Here is a 17098-nt window from a genome sequence, read left to right as displayed (position 1 = left end):
AACCACAGACCTTGAGGGGGTATTGCGTCCGTGGCTTAAAAATAACACCCATGAAACATTTCAGAAATAACGAGTGATGAAATTGCAATGCAATTGTTAATTTATTTGAACTGACTCGCATAAGCTAACAATGTTGTTACAAACTTGCATCCTCAACATCACCGGGTAAAAAACGGGCCATAAAAGCCTCAGGCGGCATGGCGCAGCCAAAAAGATACCCTTGCACCGTCTCGACGCCCGCCTCCTGCAGCCAGCGATACTGGGTATCGGTTTCGACGCCCTCCGCGACAATGTGCAGATTCAGCCCCCGCGCCAGCTGGATAATCGCGGGCACCATGCTGATGTCATCGGGCAGCATATCGATAAAGACTTTATCGATTTTCAGGATGTCTACCGGCAGCGATTTAATATGCTGCAGCTGGCGCAAGCCCGCGTAGCCCATACCAAAGTCATCGAGGGCAATCCGCACGCCCGCTTCACGCAGCGGACGCAGCAGGGAAATAATCGCCTGCGGGTCGTCTATCCGACGGCTTTCAGTGACTTCCAGTACCAGCGTCCCCGGCGCGATACGATAGCGCGCGAGCAGCGCCAGCATCTCCTCGCCGCGATCGTGATGCAGCAGTTGCAGCAACGACACGTTGACCGACAGCGGCAACATGATCCCCTGATTTTGCCAGGCGGCAAGCTGCCGGCAGGCCTCTTCCATCACCCAGTAGCCGACCGGCACCATCAGCCCGCAGGCTTCGATACGCTCAATCAGATCGCCCGGCAGCGACCAGCTGCCGTCCGCCTGACGCTGACGCAGCAGCACTTCCGCACCGCACACCTCGCCGCTGTGGGTATCCACCTGCGGCTGCAGCCAGATGGCAAACTGCTGGTTATCAAGCGCCGTCAGAATATCGTGCTCTTCCATTAAGCGGCGCTGCGCTTTTTCCATCTGCTGCGGATCGAAGAACTCAATCTGGTTTTTCCCTTTACGACGCGCGGTTACGGCGGCGGAAAACGCCCGCCGGTAGAGCTGTTCGGCGTTAATTTCGCCGTTAAACATCGCGATACCGACGCTGGCGCAGGGGCGCAGCTGGATGCCGTGCAGAGGCAAACGTTCATTTAAGACAGTGAGTACTTGCTTACTTAACGTCACCGCCTGCCAGGGTTCGTCAATACCGTGGGCCAGAATCGCGAAGTCGTAGCCGCTCACCTGAGCCAGCACCATCTGCGCCGGGATAATCGCCCGCAGCTTTTCAACCAGGGTTAGCAGCAGCATTTCACGCTGCGTCTCTTTCAGTACGCCAGCGGTATCCTGTAGCGTTTCGCAGGCGATAATCAGCAGCGCCGAGGCCTGCGGTCGCGCGACGGTTTGCTCCAGCATGGCCATTAGAAAGGCTTTGTTCGGCAGCTCGGATACCGGAAAACGGGTCGATTGCAAAGAGAGTTCGTCGTGCAGGCGCAGCAGCGTCTGCTGATTACGGTTGTAGCTGCGCACCAGCATGCCGATTTCATCGTCATGATGGAGACGCGGCAGCGTGAGCTGATGGCCCAAACGCTCGTGCTGCGGGACATCATTTAGCTCACGGGCGATTTTACGCAGCGGTCGTACCATCAGACGGTTGATGCACCAGGTGATCGCCACCGTCAGCATCAGCACCAGAAGCAAGTAAGCGGTCACTAACGTCGCCAGCGCGCTCATGACGAATTTATACATGCGGTATGAGTCGGCCTGGAGCACCAGATAGGCCAGCGGCTGTGGGTTAGCGGGCCGTTCAAGGGAGTAGATAGGCAGCGAAATCTGTACCGGCAGTTCAAACATACGGGTGATGGTTACCGGTACCGGGCGCTCGGGGATAAAGCGCATCCGCAGCGCCTGGAACTGATTGGGCAGGACAACATCCGCCCGGCTGACGATGCCTGCGGGTTGAATACGGCTCAGAATGGCTTCCGCCTCAGGGATATCGGCTTTCAGGATAGCCGCTGACAGCGGTTCGCGAACGGAGCGCGCGATGCTTTCTAACTGCGTGGCCGTGGTAAAACGACTCTGCTGAACAAAGTGGAACAGCAGAATAGAACAGAAGACCAGTACAAACGCCATGGACACGCTCGCGACCATCGCCATCTGTTTAATTGTAAGTGAACGGCTGACGCGCAACGGGGTTCTCCACTGAAACTGAACGCATATCGGGTATAGGTCCCTCTCACCGATCGTTATCAGGCTGATTATATACTCAAATTGTTTGCTCACGCCCGCAAGGCGCGAAGCAATGCCATCAGGCCGCTTTCCCGGAGGCGGCGCAATGCGCCTGTCCGGCTACAAAACCCGCAGGCAGCGCGGCCGGTGGCCCCGGTAAGCATAGCGCGACCGGCGGACATTCCCGGGTCGCGGCTGACGCCTTACCCGGGCTACGAAATTGCCCGGCCTACACGTTCACAGCCGCCATCAGGCCGCTTTCCCGGAGGCGGCGCAATGCGCCTGTCCGGGCTACAAAACCCGCAGGCGGCGCGGCCGGTAGCCCCTGTAAGCACAGCGCGACCGGGGAACATTCCCGGGTGGCGGCTGACGCCTTACCCGGGCTACAAAATCCGCAGGCGGCGCGGGCCGGTAGCCCCGGTAAGCATAGCGCGACCGGGGAACATTCCCGGGTGGCGGCTGACGCCTTACCCGGGCTACACGCTCACAACCACCATCGGGCCGGTAGCCCGGACAAGGCGCCCCTGGCGCCGCCTCCGGGATGCAGCGCGCTATGCAGCTTCCGCGCCACCGGAGGGGAAATCGGGCTGCCTGGCCGGAGGCAACGAGTATACGCGAAGAGCGCCGTGGAGTGGCGCCCTGTCGCATAATTCAGCCTAATCTGCTACCAGTCGGCATAAGGAACCAACGGCTGCGGCGGCATATCCATATCGCCCTGCCAGCCGGAAGCCGAATAGCGAACGTACAGCAGCGCATGGCTCGGGGTGTAATCCTTCGCCTGCTGGATATCCACCGCCGCCCCGACAAACCAGTTGCTGGTCACCCGTCGTTCAATCAGCGCCCGTGCGGTATAGCCGACGCCAGAACTGCTGCTGCCTTCTTCCGTGAGCTGGCTGGCATCATGACGATACTGCGAAGGAATCAAATTGAGCAGCGGATAGCGCGCCTCGGTTTTGGTGCGCGAGTGGGACCACGATACCGAGCCCCCCAGCTCCCATGACCAGTTCGCCGTCCGCTGACGCCAGGTGACCGGCACCGAGAAGGAGACATATTCCTGCGGACTGTAGTAACCGCCCTGACCCAGCGTATAGCCGCTGAGATCCTTATCGTAGTGCCAGAGCATATTGTTCAGGCCGACGGTGACCCGGCGGTTATCTTCGTTAATCACTTTATAGTAGTAGCCGGTCATCCAGCGCACGCGCCAGTTGTCGGCGACGTTTTTCCCGGTCAACTGGTCGACGCCCAGCGAAGACCAGACGCCGTTGGCCTCGCCTTTATCGTAGCTCAGACTCAGACCGCCGCCGTCGGCGCGCACCCCGCCCCAGGTCTTGCCGGTATGGCCGTCGTTAGGGTTGTCCTTCTGCCCGCCAAAGGCCAGCAGCGAGCTGGAGATGGGGCGTCGGTGGAGGTTCACGGTGTAGCCCAGCGGGCCAACGTCGCTGCTGTAGCTCAGGCCGCCCACCACATCAACGACGTTAAAGCCCATCGGCGTGGTGCCGATATCGCCGCTCCAGGTATCGTTCTTCCAGCCCACCGCGACGCTGGCGCCGCTATCGCTCTGATGTTTGCTGCCGCCGCTACAGGCGATTTCACCGCAGGTGCCCCAGCTCGGCGAATAGCTGCCGTCGCTGTTCGTCGAAAAACTCCCGGCATCCATATTAACCAGATCGGTACGGAAGAACATTCGCCCGTCGGCCAGCGGCGCATCCACATGCAGCATCGTGGTATGGGCTTTCAGGTCGGAATAGCCGCCGGTACCGCTGGAGCCCCAGTAATCATGTTCGAGGGTGACGTTAAGATCCTGCTGACGATAAAGATCGGCGGCGTCGCTGCGGATCCCGCGCTTCAGCCAGTCATCGCTGCTGTCGTTACGCGTCAGCCGCGTAAACGTGTCGTTATCCTGCGGGCGCTCGCGGGCGACGCCGGAGGCCACCATTGCATCTTTATAGCCTTCCAGCGCCTGCTGCGGCTCGCCGTTCTGCGCCTGGAAACGCGCGGCGTCGCGCAGCACCAGCGCGCTTTCCATTGACGGCGGCTGCGCTTTCGCCTGCGGAACGATGCGGGCGAAGGTTTGCTGCGCCTGAGCGCGATCGCCCAACCCGGCCTGCGCCTGGGCGATACGCCGCTGCATATTGATAGAATCGATGTCTTCGCCCTTGAGCTGCGCCACCTGGGCGCGGGCGGCGTTTTTATCGCCATCGGCAAGATACACTTCCGCCAGGCCCAGACGCGCATCGCCGTTGTCAGGCTGCTGCCCCAGCGCCCGCTGATATTCAGCAATCGCCGTCTGGCTGTCGCCGCGCTGCTGCGCCCAGTCCGCCAGCGTGAGCGCGTAGCGCACCGACGTCGGCTGCTGGTTAATCAGGGCGATCGCCCGGGCTTCCTGGCCGCTATCGCGCAGCTGATTCGCCTGGCGCAACACGTTATCGCTTTGCAGGCGCGCCTCCAGCTCGCGAATATTGTCCGTCCACTGCCCGCGCGGCAGGGCGTTAATCTGCGCCAGCGCCATCTCATCCTGATTATTCCCGGATAGATAGAGGCCGTAGGCGTAAACCCGGTCGGCATCGCCGGGCTGGCGGTTGACCATCGCGCGCATGATGGCATCGGCTTCGCTGCGGCTGCCCGCGCTGACCAGATCCCGCGACAGGCGGTAGGCGATCCATACGCTATCCGGATCCAGCGCCAGCCGTCTGCGCTGCACTTCCGCCGCCTGCGCCCAGTTGCCCTGGCTCTCCAGCGCTTCGGCCTGTTTCTCCAGCCGATCGTTCGTCAGGCTGCGTTCGATATCATCAATGCTGCGCCGCTGGCCCGGCGACAGGCTGGCGATGTACGCGCTGGCTTTTTCCGGCGATTCGGCGCGATACAGATTCGCCAGACCGCGCACCGCCAGGCTGTTGCCGCGATCCATTCTCAGCGCGCGCTGGTAGTAGCGCTCCGCCGCCGCGTTTTCTTTACGCGCCGCCGCCACGTCCCCCAGCCCCAGCACCGCATAGCTGTCGGTATTGTCTATGCGCTGCGCCTGGGCGTAATGATTTTGCGCCTGCGCCAGCTGGCCGCTTTTGAGGGCGCTATCGCCCTGCTTAATCAGCAGCCAGTAGCGGTTAGTCTTGAGCAGGCTGTCCCACTTATCGCGGCTCGGGCTATCCGGGTCCATTTTGATGGCTTTACTCAACTGGGCAACCGCCCGCGCCCGATCGCCGCGCTGGGAGTACGCCTGCCCCAATGCGCCAACCGCGTCGCTGTCTTTGGCATCCGCCCGCACAGCCTGCTGCAAATCGGCCACGGCCACCGAACCTTTCCCGGCCTTCACCGCCGCCAGCCCCTCTGCGCGATCGCGGAACGTCGGGTCTTTTAGCTGCGTCTGCTGCTGAGCGAGCAGGACGCGGGCATTCGCCGAGGTGGAACCGGTGGGAAACTGCATGAGAAAGCGCTGCAGCGCCTGCACGCTGGCCCGGCTGACCGGCATACTTTTCACTTCGTTAAACCAGATGTCCGCCGCGATACCGCGTCCCGCCGCCGAGCGGGACATCTGCTCCAGATAAGCAAATCCCTCTTCCGGCTTATTATCGCCAAACATCTGTTTCGCCAGCGCCGTTTGCAGCGGGACGTTGCCCGGCAAGCGGGCGTTGAGTCTTTTCAGCTGATTGATGCCTTCGTTATGACGGGCGGGCAGCCGCGCCACCAGCGTCCAGTACTCAATCGCCGCGTCATCATCATCAGGAACGCCGTTAAACAGCTTCTCGTAAGCGGCGATGGCCTCATCAACCTTCCCGGCCACGCCCAGCAGACGAGCCTGCTGCAGCTCCTGGCGACCATCGCCGGTGCTGCTTTTCATTTCGTCACGCGAGGCTTTCAGCTCGGGCGATTCCGGCGCCAGCTTCGCCAGACGCTCCAGCTGCTGCTTCGCGCCGGCGGTATCGCCCTGGCGGAGAAGATAGCGCATCCGCGCGGCAACAACGTCCGGGTTATTCGGGTCGATCAATTCCAGGCGATAGAGCGACTGGCGCACCAAATCCTCACGTTTGCTGGCCTCGCCGAGGCGGACCTGCTCCAGTAGATGTTCCTGAACAGGCGTAGTCGCGGCGTGCGCCAGCGGCATCAGCGCGACGCCTAAGGAGAGGGTGAATAAGCTTAGTGAGAACTTGTGCATTCCTGGTTCCAGTCAGGCCGTAATTCGCCACCGGCGGTGAAGCGAAAACGGTGTTGATCCCATCCCTGGCCGAAAAGGGTCAGGACCGCGCTGTAGTAAGCATCCGCGCCGGGATAGTTATCGGCGACGCGCTGGCGCTGAATGGCGCGTGCATCTTCCTTCTGCAAGAAAGGCAGTAGCGCAGCGGAGAAGCCAACCGGACCGTTGCCGGTAGTTTTACCGGTCGCGATGTTGGTTTTTTCCGGCGGCACGCCCTGGTCAATTGTCCGGGTCGCCATCGGTTTAAAACGCGCCAGCAGGCGAGCTTTTTGCTTATCGCCGTCATCGAGCATACCGGCCCACAGATAGACGCGAATGGCGTCATAGCTGCCGATAATGGGTTTATCCGCTTTCAGCTGCCAGCCTTTGCTTTTTTCGTAACGCACCCAGTCAGGCGAAAAACCTTTCGGCGCGGTTTCCAGCAGCAGACGCAGATTGCCGTCGCGTATCTTCGGCCAGGGAGCGCCAAACGCGGCAAAGTAGGTCGCCAGCTGCGGCGGCAGATAGCTGGGATTAAAACGCCAGCCGCGGTCATCGACGAAGCCGACTCTCCCCGGCAGAATCATCGGCCCCAGCCCCGGTACGGTGGCGACCTCTTCGTCGGCAATGCGCGCCAGCAGCGCCTTGCCTACCTCGGTGTACTGAGGCGTGTCCCACAGACGTCCGGCCTCCAGCAGCGCCCAGGCTATCCACAAATCGGAGTCCGAGGCTGAATTGTTGTCCAGCACCGTCCACTCGTCATCGCTCTTTTTCCCCCACAGCCAGCCCGGGAGATGCGCGCGCAAATCGCCCTCGGCAAGGTTGTTTTGCGTCCACTCGAACAGCTTGCGGAAGCCGTCGCGATCGTTAGCCGCCAGAGCAAAGAACAGCCCGTAGCTTTGCCCTTCCGAGGTGGTGATTTTTCGCGCATCGCTGGGGTCGATAATTCGCCCTTCGGCGCTGACATACTCTTTTTTAAACTGCTCCCAGGCCGGCCACTGGCAGGCGGCGCTCACCTGCGCCGCCGCCAGCATCAATACCGATAACACCACACCGCGCACCGCGTTCATCATCAATTACTCATCATCAAGGTCGAGGCGGCGACGGCTGATAATACGCAGCATGCGCCATAGCACCCATGCCAGCAGGACGATGCTGACCGCGGCCAGAATAGCCAGCAGCACCGGATGGCTGGAGAGCGCAAACCAGATACGTTCGAACCACGGCAGGTGCCCGATATAGTAAATATCGCCCACCCTCAGGCTGTTGACGCCCGACTCACGAATCACCGCAACGGAACCAAACATCGCCGCGCGTTTACCGCTGTCGTTAAGCGCCTGGGTCAGCAGTTCGTTGCCGCGCGGGCTGTCGGCCAGCAGCGCCACGACGCTGCGCTGATCGTTGTACGGCGACTGGAAGCCAATAATCGCCGCCATCGGCCCGGTGGACGTGACGTCGGTGCGGGTATTCGGCGTTCTGGCCTCGGTATCGGGATAGATGCTGGCCAGATCGTAGTGGCGCATCGGCGTTTTCACCCAGCTTTTGGTCGCTTCAACCAGCAGGTTGATTTTCGTGTCGTCCTTCAGCGCCTGCGGAATGGAGCCAATCAGCAGCAGGTCGGCGTCTTTGTCCTTAATCTGGCTGCCGTCGTCGGTCATGCGCAGGTTAATGGCCGCCAGGCCGGTTTGCGCGCCAATGCCGCCGGCCGTCTCCAGCAGCGTGGCAACCTGGCCCTCGGTCGGCGATTTGGGCACCACGACCAGGGTATCGGCGAGATCGGCCATCCGGCTGTACGGGAAGCCCGCGTTAGCAAATACGCGCAGATCCGGCATCGCCATAAAGTGATAGTACTTCGAGAAATCGATGGTCGAGTCGTCGCCTATCACCACGTGGTTCTGCACCGGCTGGAAGGTAATACAGTTATCGATAGAACCGCCCGGCATCGGGTTCATATACTGAAAGTCAAAGCGCAGCTGATTCATGGCGCCGAGGCGCAATGCCGGGATCGTCACTTCCGTTTTGCCGTCCAGCAGCCCCTGCAGCACCGGCAGGCGTAGTATCAGCTTATTCACATCCTGCGAGCTGTTGAGGCTGAAGGACTGTAAGAACCGATCGTTCAGGCTGATATCCATGCGCGAGCTGTCCTTGATAGGCGGCATGGTGTAGCGATAGTTCAGGTTCATATCGATGCCGTTGGCGCGCAGCAGGTAGAGGTCCGGCGGCAGGTTCAGCGCTACGTTGATGGAGTCCGGCACCAGGCCGCTGGATTGCAGCTGCTGTTCGTAGGTTTTCAGCTCGGCAAAGGTCACCGCCCGATCGGTACGCACCCAGTTCGGCGCATCGTAGGGTTTACGCGCCTGCAGCTGTTTGACATCGTCAACCGTCACGCTGCTGCCGCGGAACAGAATATTGCCCTGGGCTATCCCCTTCGCTGCCTGCAGCAGGTCGTTGTCATCCCGCCCGAAGACCACCAGCAGCTTGACGTACGGATTATCCGGGTGGTCGATCATTTCAATCGTCGGCGCCTTAACCGGCGGATGCTCGCGCAGGAAGTCAGGGCGCTTATCGTTGGTCGCAAACACAATGGCGTTACGGTCCGGCAGCGCGTTGAACTGCACCGGGAACTGCTGGCCGCGCCAGCCCGCCTTGCTGCCGAACCAGGAGGCGACGATGGCCGCTGCCTGCTGCTGCAGGACACCCGGCGCGGAGGCGAAGACCATCGGTAGCGTCAGCTGGCGGTTATCGCGCGAATCGTAGAACGGTATCGGGAAATGCGAAAGATCGTTGCGCACGTTCAGCGACTGGTAGGTTAAATCCAGATAGCTTTCGCGACCGACGTCCAGCCACAAGGTGCTGCTGGCCGGGTTTTCACAGACATCGCGATAGTGGCCGACAAACTCAAGGCGCACGCGGTTAAAGTCGGTGATATAGAGCGGATCGATAGGGATCTGCGCGCTGACTTTTTTACCCAACTGCTCTTTGGTGACCGGCAGCACGCCCATCAGCTCATCGTTAAGATACACCTTCAGCTGCGACTGCACCGGCAGCAGCGACGGAGAGGGCGTGTAGTCGAGATTCAGTAGCGCTTTTGCCACCACTTCATCGCTGCGCATACCGAACTCTACCGACCCCTCAGGGCGCGCGCCGCGCAGCACCATGCTGCCCGGAGGCGGGGCGATTTTGGCGAAGGTCAGCTTCACGTCGCGGGTCGGAGCGTTATCCAGCACCACCACCGGCGCTGCCGGATCGGCAAGCGTCGCCGTGGGCTGGCTGTCCGCCACCGTACCAGCGATACCGGGCACCGTCGTCGTCGGCGCGGCCTGAGTCGCCGCCGCCGTCGGTTCCGCATACGAAGCGAAGGGAGACCATCCGCTAATACCCACCGCTACTGCACAAATCAAAGAGAGTTTTCTGTTCATCGCATTATCATCATTGTTGAGCCATCGCCGGTTCTGCCGAAAGTGTCGCCGCTGCGCGTTCCGGACGGCGCGGAATAAACGAGACAAACCAGGCCACCAGCATGGTGAGCGAGCGGAAAATAACCTTCACCGACGGCGGAGAAAACTCCGCCAGGTGACGATATCCACGGAACCCCAGCTTCAGGATATCCAGCAGGCTTTCCATCGGCTTATCTTCCGGGAAGCTATCCTGCCAAAGCGCCCACGTATCTGCGCGGGCAAACGTACACTGTACAAAATCAATATGCTGTTGATTGCTTAACGGCAGCAGCTGTAGCCCGACCTCGCTGCCGTTGACCCGCGCGACCCGCACCGGGAAGGCGTACTCCTGCTGCCCGCGTTTCAGCAACAGCTTGACGTGCTGGCTTTCCAGCACCTGCGCCTCGCCGTGAATCTTGACCCCAAGGCCCCCGTCTGAGTAATCATGGACGGTACAGGAGAACAGGTGCCCGTCATCGCGGGCAATCGCCGCCGGCATCGACATCTCCACGCGGTGCGATCGCCGCACCTGCTTGCTTTCAACCGAGACTGCCACCGCGCCGCCGAGAATAATCAGGTTATAGAACACCCAGATAATGCTCACCCAGACGGTCAGAATTTCGTTTTCCGGGCCGTACATAAAGCGCCAGATCCCCACCCCGACGCCGACCAGGTTCAGCAGCACGAGATAGATATAGGGACGAGAGATTACCCAGTCGACGTACTCGTCCTCCACCAGTCCGCCTTTTGCCGTCACGTTGAATTTGCCCTTATGCGGGTTAATCAACGCGACAAAGGTCGGCGGCGCGATATACCACGCCAGCACCGTTTCATAGATCTCGCTCCAGAAAGAGTGGCGGTATTTGCCCTGAATCTTCGAGTTGGTCAGGCTGGCGTGAATCATATGCGGTAGCACGAACAGGGCGATCATCAGCGCTGGCGCATAGATGATATAGGCGTGCAGCAGCAGAAACGCCAGCGGCGCGGTCAGGAAGATCAGCCGCGGAATACCGGACAGAAAGTGCAGCATCGCGTTGACGTAGCAGATGCGCTGCGCCAGCTTCAGCCCTTTGCCAAACAAGGGGTTATCAAGGCGGAAAATTTGTACCATCCCGCGGGCCCAGCGGATGCGCTGGCCAATATGCGCCGACAGGCTCTCCGTCGCCAGACCGGCCGCCTGCGGGATACGCATGTAGGCTGAAGTGTGCCCGCGACGGTGCAGGCGCAGAGAAGTGTGGGCGTCTTCAGTCACCGTTTCCACGGCAATGCCGCCGATTTCATCCAGCGGGCCGCGGCGGATCACCGCGCAGGAGCCGCAGAAGAAGGTCGCGTCCCACATGTCGTTCCCGTCCTGCACCAGGCCATAAAACAGCGTGCCTTCGTTCGGGGTTTTGCGGAATCGTCCCAGGTTGCGCTCAAACGGGTCCGGGGAGAAGAAGTGGTGCGGCGTCTGCATCATCGCCAACTCTTTCTCTTTCAGGAACCAGCCCATGGTCATCTGCAGGAACGAGCGGGTCGGCACGTGGTCGCAGTCAAAAATCGACACGAACTCGCCCTTGGCGTACTTCAGGGCGTTGTTGATATTCCCGGCTTTGGCGTGTTCGTGGGTGGTGCGGGCGATGTAGTGCACCCCGACGTCTTTGGCGAACTGGCGGAACTCTTCGCGCCCGCCGTCGTCGAGGATCCAGATATTGAGCTTGTCCTTCGGCCAGTCGATCCCCTGGGAAGCGTAAATGGTGTTTTTCACCACGTTGAGGTCTTCGTTGTAGGTCGGCACTAAAATATCGACCGTCGGCCACTGCGCCATATCCTCCGGCAGCGGGACCGGCTGACGGTTCAGCGGCCAGACGACCTGGAAATACCCCAGCACCAGCACCACCCAGGCGTAGGTTTCAGCGAACAGCAGAATTATCCCGCACACGAGGCTCACGGGATCATCCCAGTTGAGTGTCGAGGTGTAGCGCCACCAGATGTAGCGGCAGGAGACGGTCAGCGACAGCACGATCAGCATCAGGGCCGAAAAGCGTCCCGGAATGCGGCGCACCAGCAGCGCCACGCCCCACAGCAGCAGCAGGAAAATAAACTGCGAGAGCGGGTTAAACGGCTGGGTAATACAGAGCAGCGCGAGGATTAGCGAGAAAAAGGTTATCGTGCCCAGAATAAACCGCCGCAGCTTTGGCGACAGGTGAGCCAGCTCTTTATGCTTATCCAGATGACCGGTGCGGGCGTTAACCTTTTCCGGCAGCTTTTCCAGCCACTGGGCATAGCGCCCCTGGACGCCTTCCAGCGCCGCCAGCGAACGCCAGTTGATCTTTTTATCCGGCTCCGGCACCCGCGTCGCCAGCAGCCACACGCACTGCAGCAGGTAGCGAATCGGGTCCAGCGGGCGCGGCCGATGCGGATTAATATGCGGGAAAAACTCGCCGTGACGTTCGCGAATAGCCTGCCAGCGCGGCGTTTCCAGCGGCATAAACGCCCATGCCAGAGATGCCCACAGGCAGCCCAGCGCGGCCGACAGCCACGACGCGCCGTGCTGGCGATAGTCGCGATAGCGCTCGTTCAGCCGTTTCCCGACCGGCGGCGCCAGCAGTAAGGTGCTCAGGCGAATCATTCCGCCCCCTTCCCGGCGTAGTGCAGCAGACACCAGTTGGCCAGCGTCAGTATCTCCTCCGCCGCCAGAGAGTCCTGCCGGTACTCGCCGAGCGGCTGCTTCGCCGCCAGACACTCCGCCATCGCCTCATCACGATGGATAGTCACCGGCAGAATGCGGCGCTGGCTCTCCAGCCACAGCTGATACAAATCCTCCTGCAGCTGGCTGCCGACGCGCAGATCGTTAATCAAAATATCGCTATTGACCGGCAGCGCCTGCTGATGCAGGCGAATATGGCTGTTGCCGTCCGGATGCACAATGACCAGCGTGCGGTCGCAGACGTCAATGAGGGAGCGGGTCAGCGGCGAGTAACCGTCCGGCAGGTCAATCAGCAGCCAGCGGTGATCGCCCTGCTGATGGAGCTTCTGCACCATCCCGGCCATCGGCGCCAGCGTCGGCTGAAGCTGGTCAATGTTCGCGCGCTCGCCCGGCGTCAGCTGACCAAAGGGCAAAAGATCGATATGCGAGGTATAGCGCAGACCGGCGTCGCGCCAGTCGCTGCCGTCGATCGTGGCGCGCGCCCAGCCCGCTTTGTGGCTGAAATCGACGTTGAAAAAAAAGCGCAACATGTTGTCCGGGCTGGCGTCCACCACCAGTACGGTTTCACCGAGTAATTGCAGCGCCCAGGCCAGCGCAGCGGTAATCGACGTGGTGCCGGTACCGCCGCGCACGCCCTGTAATCCCAGAATCGCCATCGACGGCTTCCTTACTTTTTCTCTGCTAATTCAGCCAGTAATGGCCAGCGTTTTAGCGCCGCGGTTAACTGCTCGCGTCGGGAAATATCGTGGTAGTGAATATCAGGCAGGGAAAATGCCCGGCTTAACGCCAGGAAATCATTTTGAAACGTGTAGCCCAAAGTCGCATCGGTGGGTACAGCAGGCTCTTTTGCTGGCATTTCTCTGTCCGTTGGAAAATACAATAAATTAAACCGAGAGGCGTAAGATCATCCTTAAAATATGTTTACATGCTAAAACTGATGTCCTTTAATTTCAATGTTAGGTTTACTCTGACGCTTTCGCTAGTAAACTAATCAAGTGTAAATCAAGTCTCACGAGGGACGCCGTGGATATCGTATATTCTTTGGGTATTTCATCATTATGGGACGAAGTACGCCATATGCCCGTGGGTGGAGTATGGTGGCTGAATGTCGACCGCTATGCCGACGCGGTAAGCCTGCTCAACCATACGCTGGCGGCCCAGGATAAACAGAGCCAGGTTGCGGCGATAGTCATGGGTGATAACCCAAATAAAATCATTGAACTAGAGAAAAATTGCGGGCCAGAAAAGGTGGCGTTATTTAGCATGCCGAACCGTGCTGAGGGGCTGCAAGAAATGCACCGCGATTTAGTTTGTTCCCTCGAACCTGGCAATTATTTGTTTATTCTGCTATGCGCTGAAAATGCCTGGCAGAATATAAAAAGCGATGATTTATGCAATTGGGTTGAGAAATCGTATCGATGGACTAATTATCATCGTTGTTCATTACTAGTACTTAATTCCGGGCACGATATCGATAAGCAACTCTCCCCTTTATTACGCGAGTACCGTTCGCTTTCCGGCCTGGCAAGTATTCGTTACCAGGGGGATAACCACCTGTTCGATATCGCCTGGTGGGGGAGCGAAAAAGGCATCAGCGCCCGGCAGCAGCTCATTGTTCTTCAGGATGAAAACGGCTGGCGGCTGGCACAGGATGAAGAAACGGTGGTGCAACCGCGCAGCGACGAAAAAGTCATTCTTAGCAATCTGCGCGTACTGGAAGGTGCCCCCGCGCTATCCGAATACTGGACGCTGTTCGATACCAATGACGCCGTTTTCAACGCCGGGAGGATGGCGCAGGCGGCAACGCTGATCTTCTCCATTACCCAGAACGAACAGATTGAACAGCTGGGACGCTATATCCATACCCTGCGCCGCCAGCGCGGCAGCGCGTTAAAAATCGTCGTCCGCGAACAAACGCCAAGCCTGCGCGCCACCGATGAACGCCTGCTGCTGAGCAGCGGCGCCAATATGGTTATTCCCAGCGGCGCGCCGTTATCCCGCTGCCTCACGCTTATAGAAAGCGTTCAAAAACAGCAGTTTACTCGCCATATCCCGGAAGATTTTAATACTCTGCTGACCTGGAGCCAGCCGCTAAAACTGCGCGGCTACCAGAAATGGGGGGACTTCTGCGAAGCGGTGCACAATATTATGGCCAACACCATGCTGCCCGCCGATGGCAAAGGCGTAATGGTGGCGCTGCGCCCGGCGCCCGGCCTGCGCGTAGAGCAGGCGCTGACGCTGTGTAAGCCCAACCGTATGGGCGACATTATGACCATCGGCAACAACCGCCTGGTGCTGTTTCTGTCATTTTGCCGGGTGAACGACCTGGATACCGCGTTAAACCATATTTTCCCTTTACCAACCGGCGATATTTTTTCTAACCGCATGATTTGGTTTGAAGATAAGCAAATAACGGCTGAAATCATGCAGATGCGCGGGATTCTGCCGGAGAACTGGAACACGCCGCTGCCCATTTCGCTTGGCAAAAATGAAACCATCAACGCCACCCATGACGGGCGAAGCTGGCGGCGCAACCCCGAGGCGCACCGTCTGTCCATTGATGGGGAGCCAACCTTATGATGTCTATCGCCGATATTATTCAGCTGGTCGTCCTGTGCGCCCTGCTGTTCTTCCCGCTGGGATACCTGACGCGCCACTACCAGCGGCGTATTCGCACCACATTAAGACTGATGTTCTTTAAACCCCGTTATGTCAAACCGGCTGGCGTGCTGCGCCGGGAAGCGACATCCAGGCAAGGCAAATCAACGAAATGACCAAACCCAAAACACCCACCGCGTCGCTTCCGCTCTGGCGGTACTGGCGAGGCTTATCTGGCTGGAACTTCTACTTTCTGGTGAAGTTCGCATTGCTATGGGGCGGATACCTCAATTTTCATCCCATGTTAAACCTGGTGTTTCTGGCCTTCCTGCTGGTGCCAATTCCGCAGTATAAGCTGCACCGTATCCGCCACTGGATAGCGATCCCGCTGGGTTTTATGTTGTTCTGGCACGACACCTGGCTGCCCGGCCCGGAAAGCATTGCCAGCCAGGGCTCGCAGATTGCCGGCTTCAGCGCCGACTATATCTGGGATCTGGTGACCCGCTTTATTAACTGGAATATGGTCGGCGCGTTCTTCGTGCTGCTGGTCCTGTGGCTGTTTATCAGCCAGTGGCTACGAGTGACGGTTTTCGTCTCGGCGATCGTGGTCTGGCTGGTGGTCAGTCCGCTGCTGCCCTCTTTCAGCCTTTGGCCGGCAGGTCAGCCGACGACCGCGGCGGCGAACACCGCCGTTAATACGGCTGGCGGAACGGCCATCGCGACCAATACTGCGCCGGCGAATAACGATATTCCGCCGCAGACCGAGCCGCCGACGTCGGCCAATCTCACCAACTGGCTGAATGCCTTTTACGCTTCTGAGCAAAAACGTAAAACCACTTTCCCGGATGCGCTTCCGGCCGATGCCCAGCCGTTTGATGTGCTGATAATCAACATCTGCTCGCTCTCATGGTCGGATATTGAAGCGGCCGGGCTGATGGATCATCCGCTGTGGAAGCATTTCGACCTGCTGTTCAAAAACTTTAACTCGGCGACCTCTTACAGCGGGCCGGCGGCGGCGCGTCTGCTGCGCGCCAGCTGCGGCCAGCTCTCTCATGCGAACCTTTATCAGCCATCGGGCAGCGAATGCTATCTGTTTGAAAACCTGGCGAAGCTGGGCTTCACCCAGCAGCTGATGCTCGGCCACAACGGTATCTTCGGCGACTTCCTGAAGGAGCTTCGCTCGCTGGGCGGGATCCAGAGCCCGCTGATGGATCAAAGCGGCCTGCCGGTCATTCTGCAGGGCTTTGACGGCTCTCCGGTCTATGACGACCAGGCGACGCTGAACCGCTGGCTGCAGTCGCTGGATAAGCTGAATACGCCGCGCACGGCGACCTTCTACAACACGCTGCCGCTGCATGACGGTAACCACTATCCGGGCCAGAGCAAAACCGCGGACTATAAAGCCCGTGCGCAGAAGTTCTTCGATGAGCTGGATAATTTCTTCACCGAACTGGAGAGATCGGGGCGTAAGGTGCTGGTCATCGTCGTACCGGAACACGGTGCGGCATTGAAAGGCGACAAAATGCAGGTTTCCGGCCTGCGCGATATTCCCAGCCCATCCATTACTAACGTACCGGCGGCGGTGAAATTTTTCGGCATTAAGGCAAGACACCCCGATGCGCCGATTATCATCAACCAGCCAAGCAGCTACCTGGCGATTTCTGAGCTGGTGGTCCGCGCCCTCGACGGCAAGATGTTTGACGAAAACGACATCAACTGGCAGCAGTATATTGCCAACCTGCCGCAGAGCGCGGCGGTGTCGGAAAACTCCAACGCCATCGTCATTCAATACCAGGGGAAACCGTATGTTCAGCTGAACGGCGGCAGTTGGGTCCCTTATCCGCAATAAACGAAAAAGGCCGCAGGATGTTACCCCTGCGGCCCCGTTCGGGTGCATGCTGCCACTAAGGCAGGCAGATACCCACCGGCCGGCTACTTCCGGTTATCCATCCGGCTCACGATAATGCTAACCAGAATGCCAGCAATCACCGGAGCCGCCAGATCGTCCCACAGCACCAGGCCCA

General features: G+C 59.5%; 11 protein-coding genes. 3 read left to right on the top strand and 8 right to left on the bottom strand.

All coding sequences use genetic code 11. The features are described 5' to 3' along the window. Window positions 1-136 precede the first annotated feature (136 nt). From hmsP to bcsR, 7 genes are all read right to left on the bottom strand, one after another. Complete coding sequence (gene hmsP / locus ABLU67_RS24965) at window positions 137-2143, bottom strand: biofilm formation regulator HmsP (protein WP_025106810.1); 2007 nt, start codon at window positions 2141-2143, stop codon at window positions 137-139. Between the two features lie 703 nt (window positions 2144-2846). Further along, window positions 2847-6332 carry a cellulose synthase complex outer membrane protein BcsC gene (gene bcsC / locus ABLU67_RS24960; RefSeq protein ID WP_348852575.1) on the bottom strand — a complete coding sequence of 1162 codons (3486 nt, stop codon included), beginning with the start codon at window positions 6330-6332 and terminating at the stop codon, window positions 2847-2849. Further along, a complete protein-coding gene (gene bcsZ, locus ABLU67_RS24955) occupies window positions 6314-7423 on the bottom strand; it encodes a cellulose synthase complex periplasmic endoglucanase BcsZ (RefSeq protein ID WP_181919023.1) in 1110 nt (369 codons plus the stop codon). The genes bcsC and bcsZ overlap by 19 nt, the downstream gene beginning before the upstream one ends. Before the next feature lie 3 nt (window positions 7424-7426). Next, complete coding sequence (gene bcsB, locus ABLU67_RS24950; protein WP_049070380.1) at window positions 7427-9769, bottom strand: cellulose biosynthesis cyclic di-GMP-binding regulatory protein BcsB; 2343 nt, start codon at window positions 9767-9769, stop codon at window positions 7427-7429. A 10-nt stretch (window positions 9770-9779) separates the two neighbouring features. Next, a complete protein-coding gene (bcsA, locus tag ABLU67_RS24945; RefSeq protein ID WP_348852574.1) occupies window positions 9780-12398 on the bottom strand; it encodes a UDP-forming cellulose synthase catalytic subunit in 2619 nt (872 codons plus the stop codon). Next, entirely contained in the window at window positions 12395-13132 is a 738-nt protein-coding gene (bcsQ, locus tag ABLU67_RS24940; RefSeq protein WP_032694187.1) for a cellulose biosynthesis protein BcsQ, read from the bottom strand. The genes bcsA and bcsQ overlap by 4 nt, the downstream gene beginning before the upstream one ends. Window positions 13133-13143: 11 nt before the next feature. Next, window positions 13144-13332, bottom strand: a complete 189-nt coding sequence (gene bcsR / locus ABLU67_RS24935) for a cellulose biosynthesis protein BcsR (RefSeq protein ID WP_004855289.1) — start codon at window positions 13330-13332, stop codon at window positions 13144-13146. A gap of 167 nt (window positions 13333-13499) precedes the next feature. On the opposite strand from bcsR, the gene bcsE reads away from it, so the two are divergent. Genes bcsE through bcsG form a run of 3 tightly spaced genes read left to right on the top strand, consistent with a single transcriptional unit; the run spans window position 13500 to window position 16923 of the window. Beyond that, on the top strand, window positions 13500-15056 hold the full coding sequence (gene bcsE / locus ABLU67_RS24930) for a cellulose biosynthesis protein BcsE (protein WP_025106804.1): 1557 nt from the start codon (window positions 13500-13502) through the stop codon (window positions 15054-15056). Further along, window positions 15053-15250 (top strand): cellulose biosynthesis protein BcsF, encoded by a 198-nt coding sequence (bcsF, locus tag ABLU67_RS24925; RefSeq protein ID WP_014227175.1) that lies wholly within the window; start codon window positions 15053-15055, stop codon window positions 15248-15250. The genes bcsE and bcsF overlap by 4 nt, the downstream gene beginning before the upstream one ends. Continuing rightward, window positions 15247-16923, top strand: a complete 1677-nt coding sequence (gene bcsG / locus ABLU67_RS24920) for a cellulose biosynthesis protein BcsG (RefSeq protein ID WP_025106803.1) — start codon at window positions 15247-15249, stop codon at window positions 16921-16923. Before bcsF ends, bcsG begins: the two co-directional genes overlap by 4 nt. Window positions 16924-17006: 83 nt before the next feature. Here bcsG and ABLU67_RS24915 read toward each other — a convergent pair. After that, a partial coding sequence (locus ABLU67_RS24915) for a type I toxin-antitoxin system toxin Ldr family protein (RefSeq protein WP_075209344.1) occupies window positions 17007-17098 on the bottom strand: 92 nt, incomplete at its 5' end.

It is taken from the genome of Klebsiella sp. GN_Kp190 (assembly GCF_040061795.1).
GTDB classification, from domain to species: domain Bacteria; phylum Pseudomonadota; class Gammaproteobacteria; order Enterobacterales; family Enterobacteriaceae; genus Klebsiella; species Klebsiella michiganensis.
The sequence above is the reverse complement of the archived record's forward strand: the minus strand, read 5'-3'. Positions and strand labels throughout refer to the sequence as shown.

Coding starts and splice junctions, on each gene's coding strand:
- bcsC (WP_348852575.1), bottom strand. CDS start 6,332: ATGCACAAGTTCTCACTAAGCTTATTCACCCTCTCCTTAGGCGTCGCG.
- bcsZ (WP_181919023.1), bottom strand. CDS start 7,423: ATGATGAACGCGGTGCGCGGTGTGGTGTTATCGGTATTGATGCTGGCG.
- bcsB (WP_049070380.1), bottom strand. CDS start 9,769: ATGAACAGAAAACTCTCTTTGATTTGTGCAGTAGCGGTGGGTATTAGC.
- bcsA (WP_348852574.1), bottom strand. CDS start 12,398: ATGATTCGCCTGAGCACCTTACTGCTGGCGCCGCCGGTCGGGAAACGG.
- bcsQ (WP_032694187.1), bottom strand. CDS start 13,132: ATGGCGATTCTGGGATTACAGGGCGTGCGCGGCGGTACCGGCACCACG.
- bcsR (WP_004855289.1), bottom strand. CDS start 13,332: ATGCCAGCAAAAGAGCCTGCTGTACCCACCGATGCGACTTTGGGCTAC.
- bcsF (WP_014227175.1), top strand. CDS start 15,053: ATGATGTCTATCGCCGATATTATTCAGCTGGTCGTCCTGTGCGCCCTG.
- bcsG (WP_025106803.1), top strand. CDS start 15,247: ATGACCAAACCCAAAACACCCACCGCGTCGCTTCCGCTCTGGCGGTAC.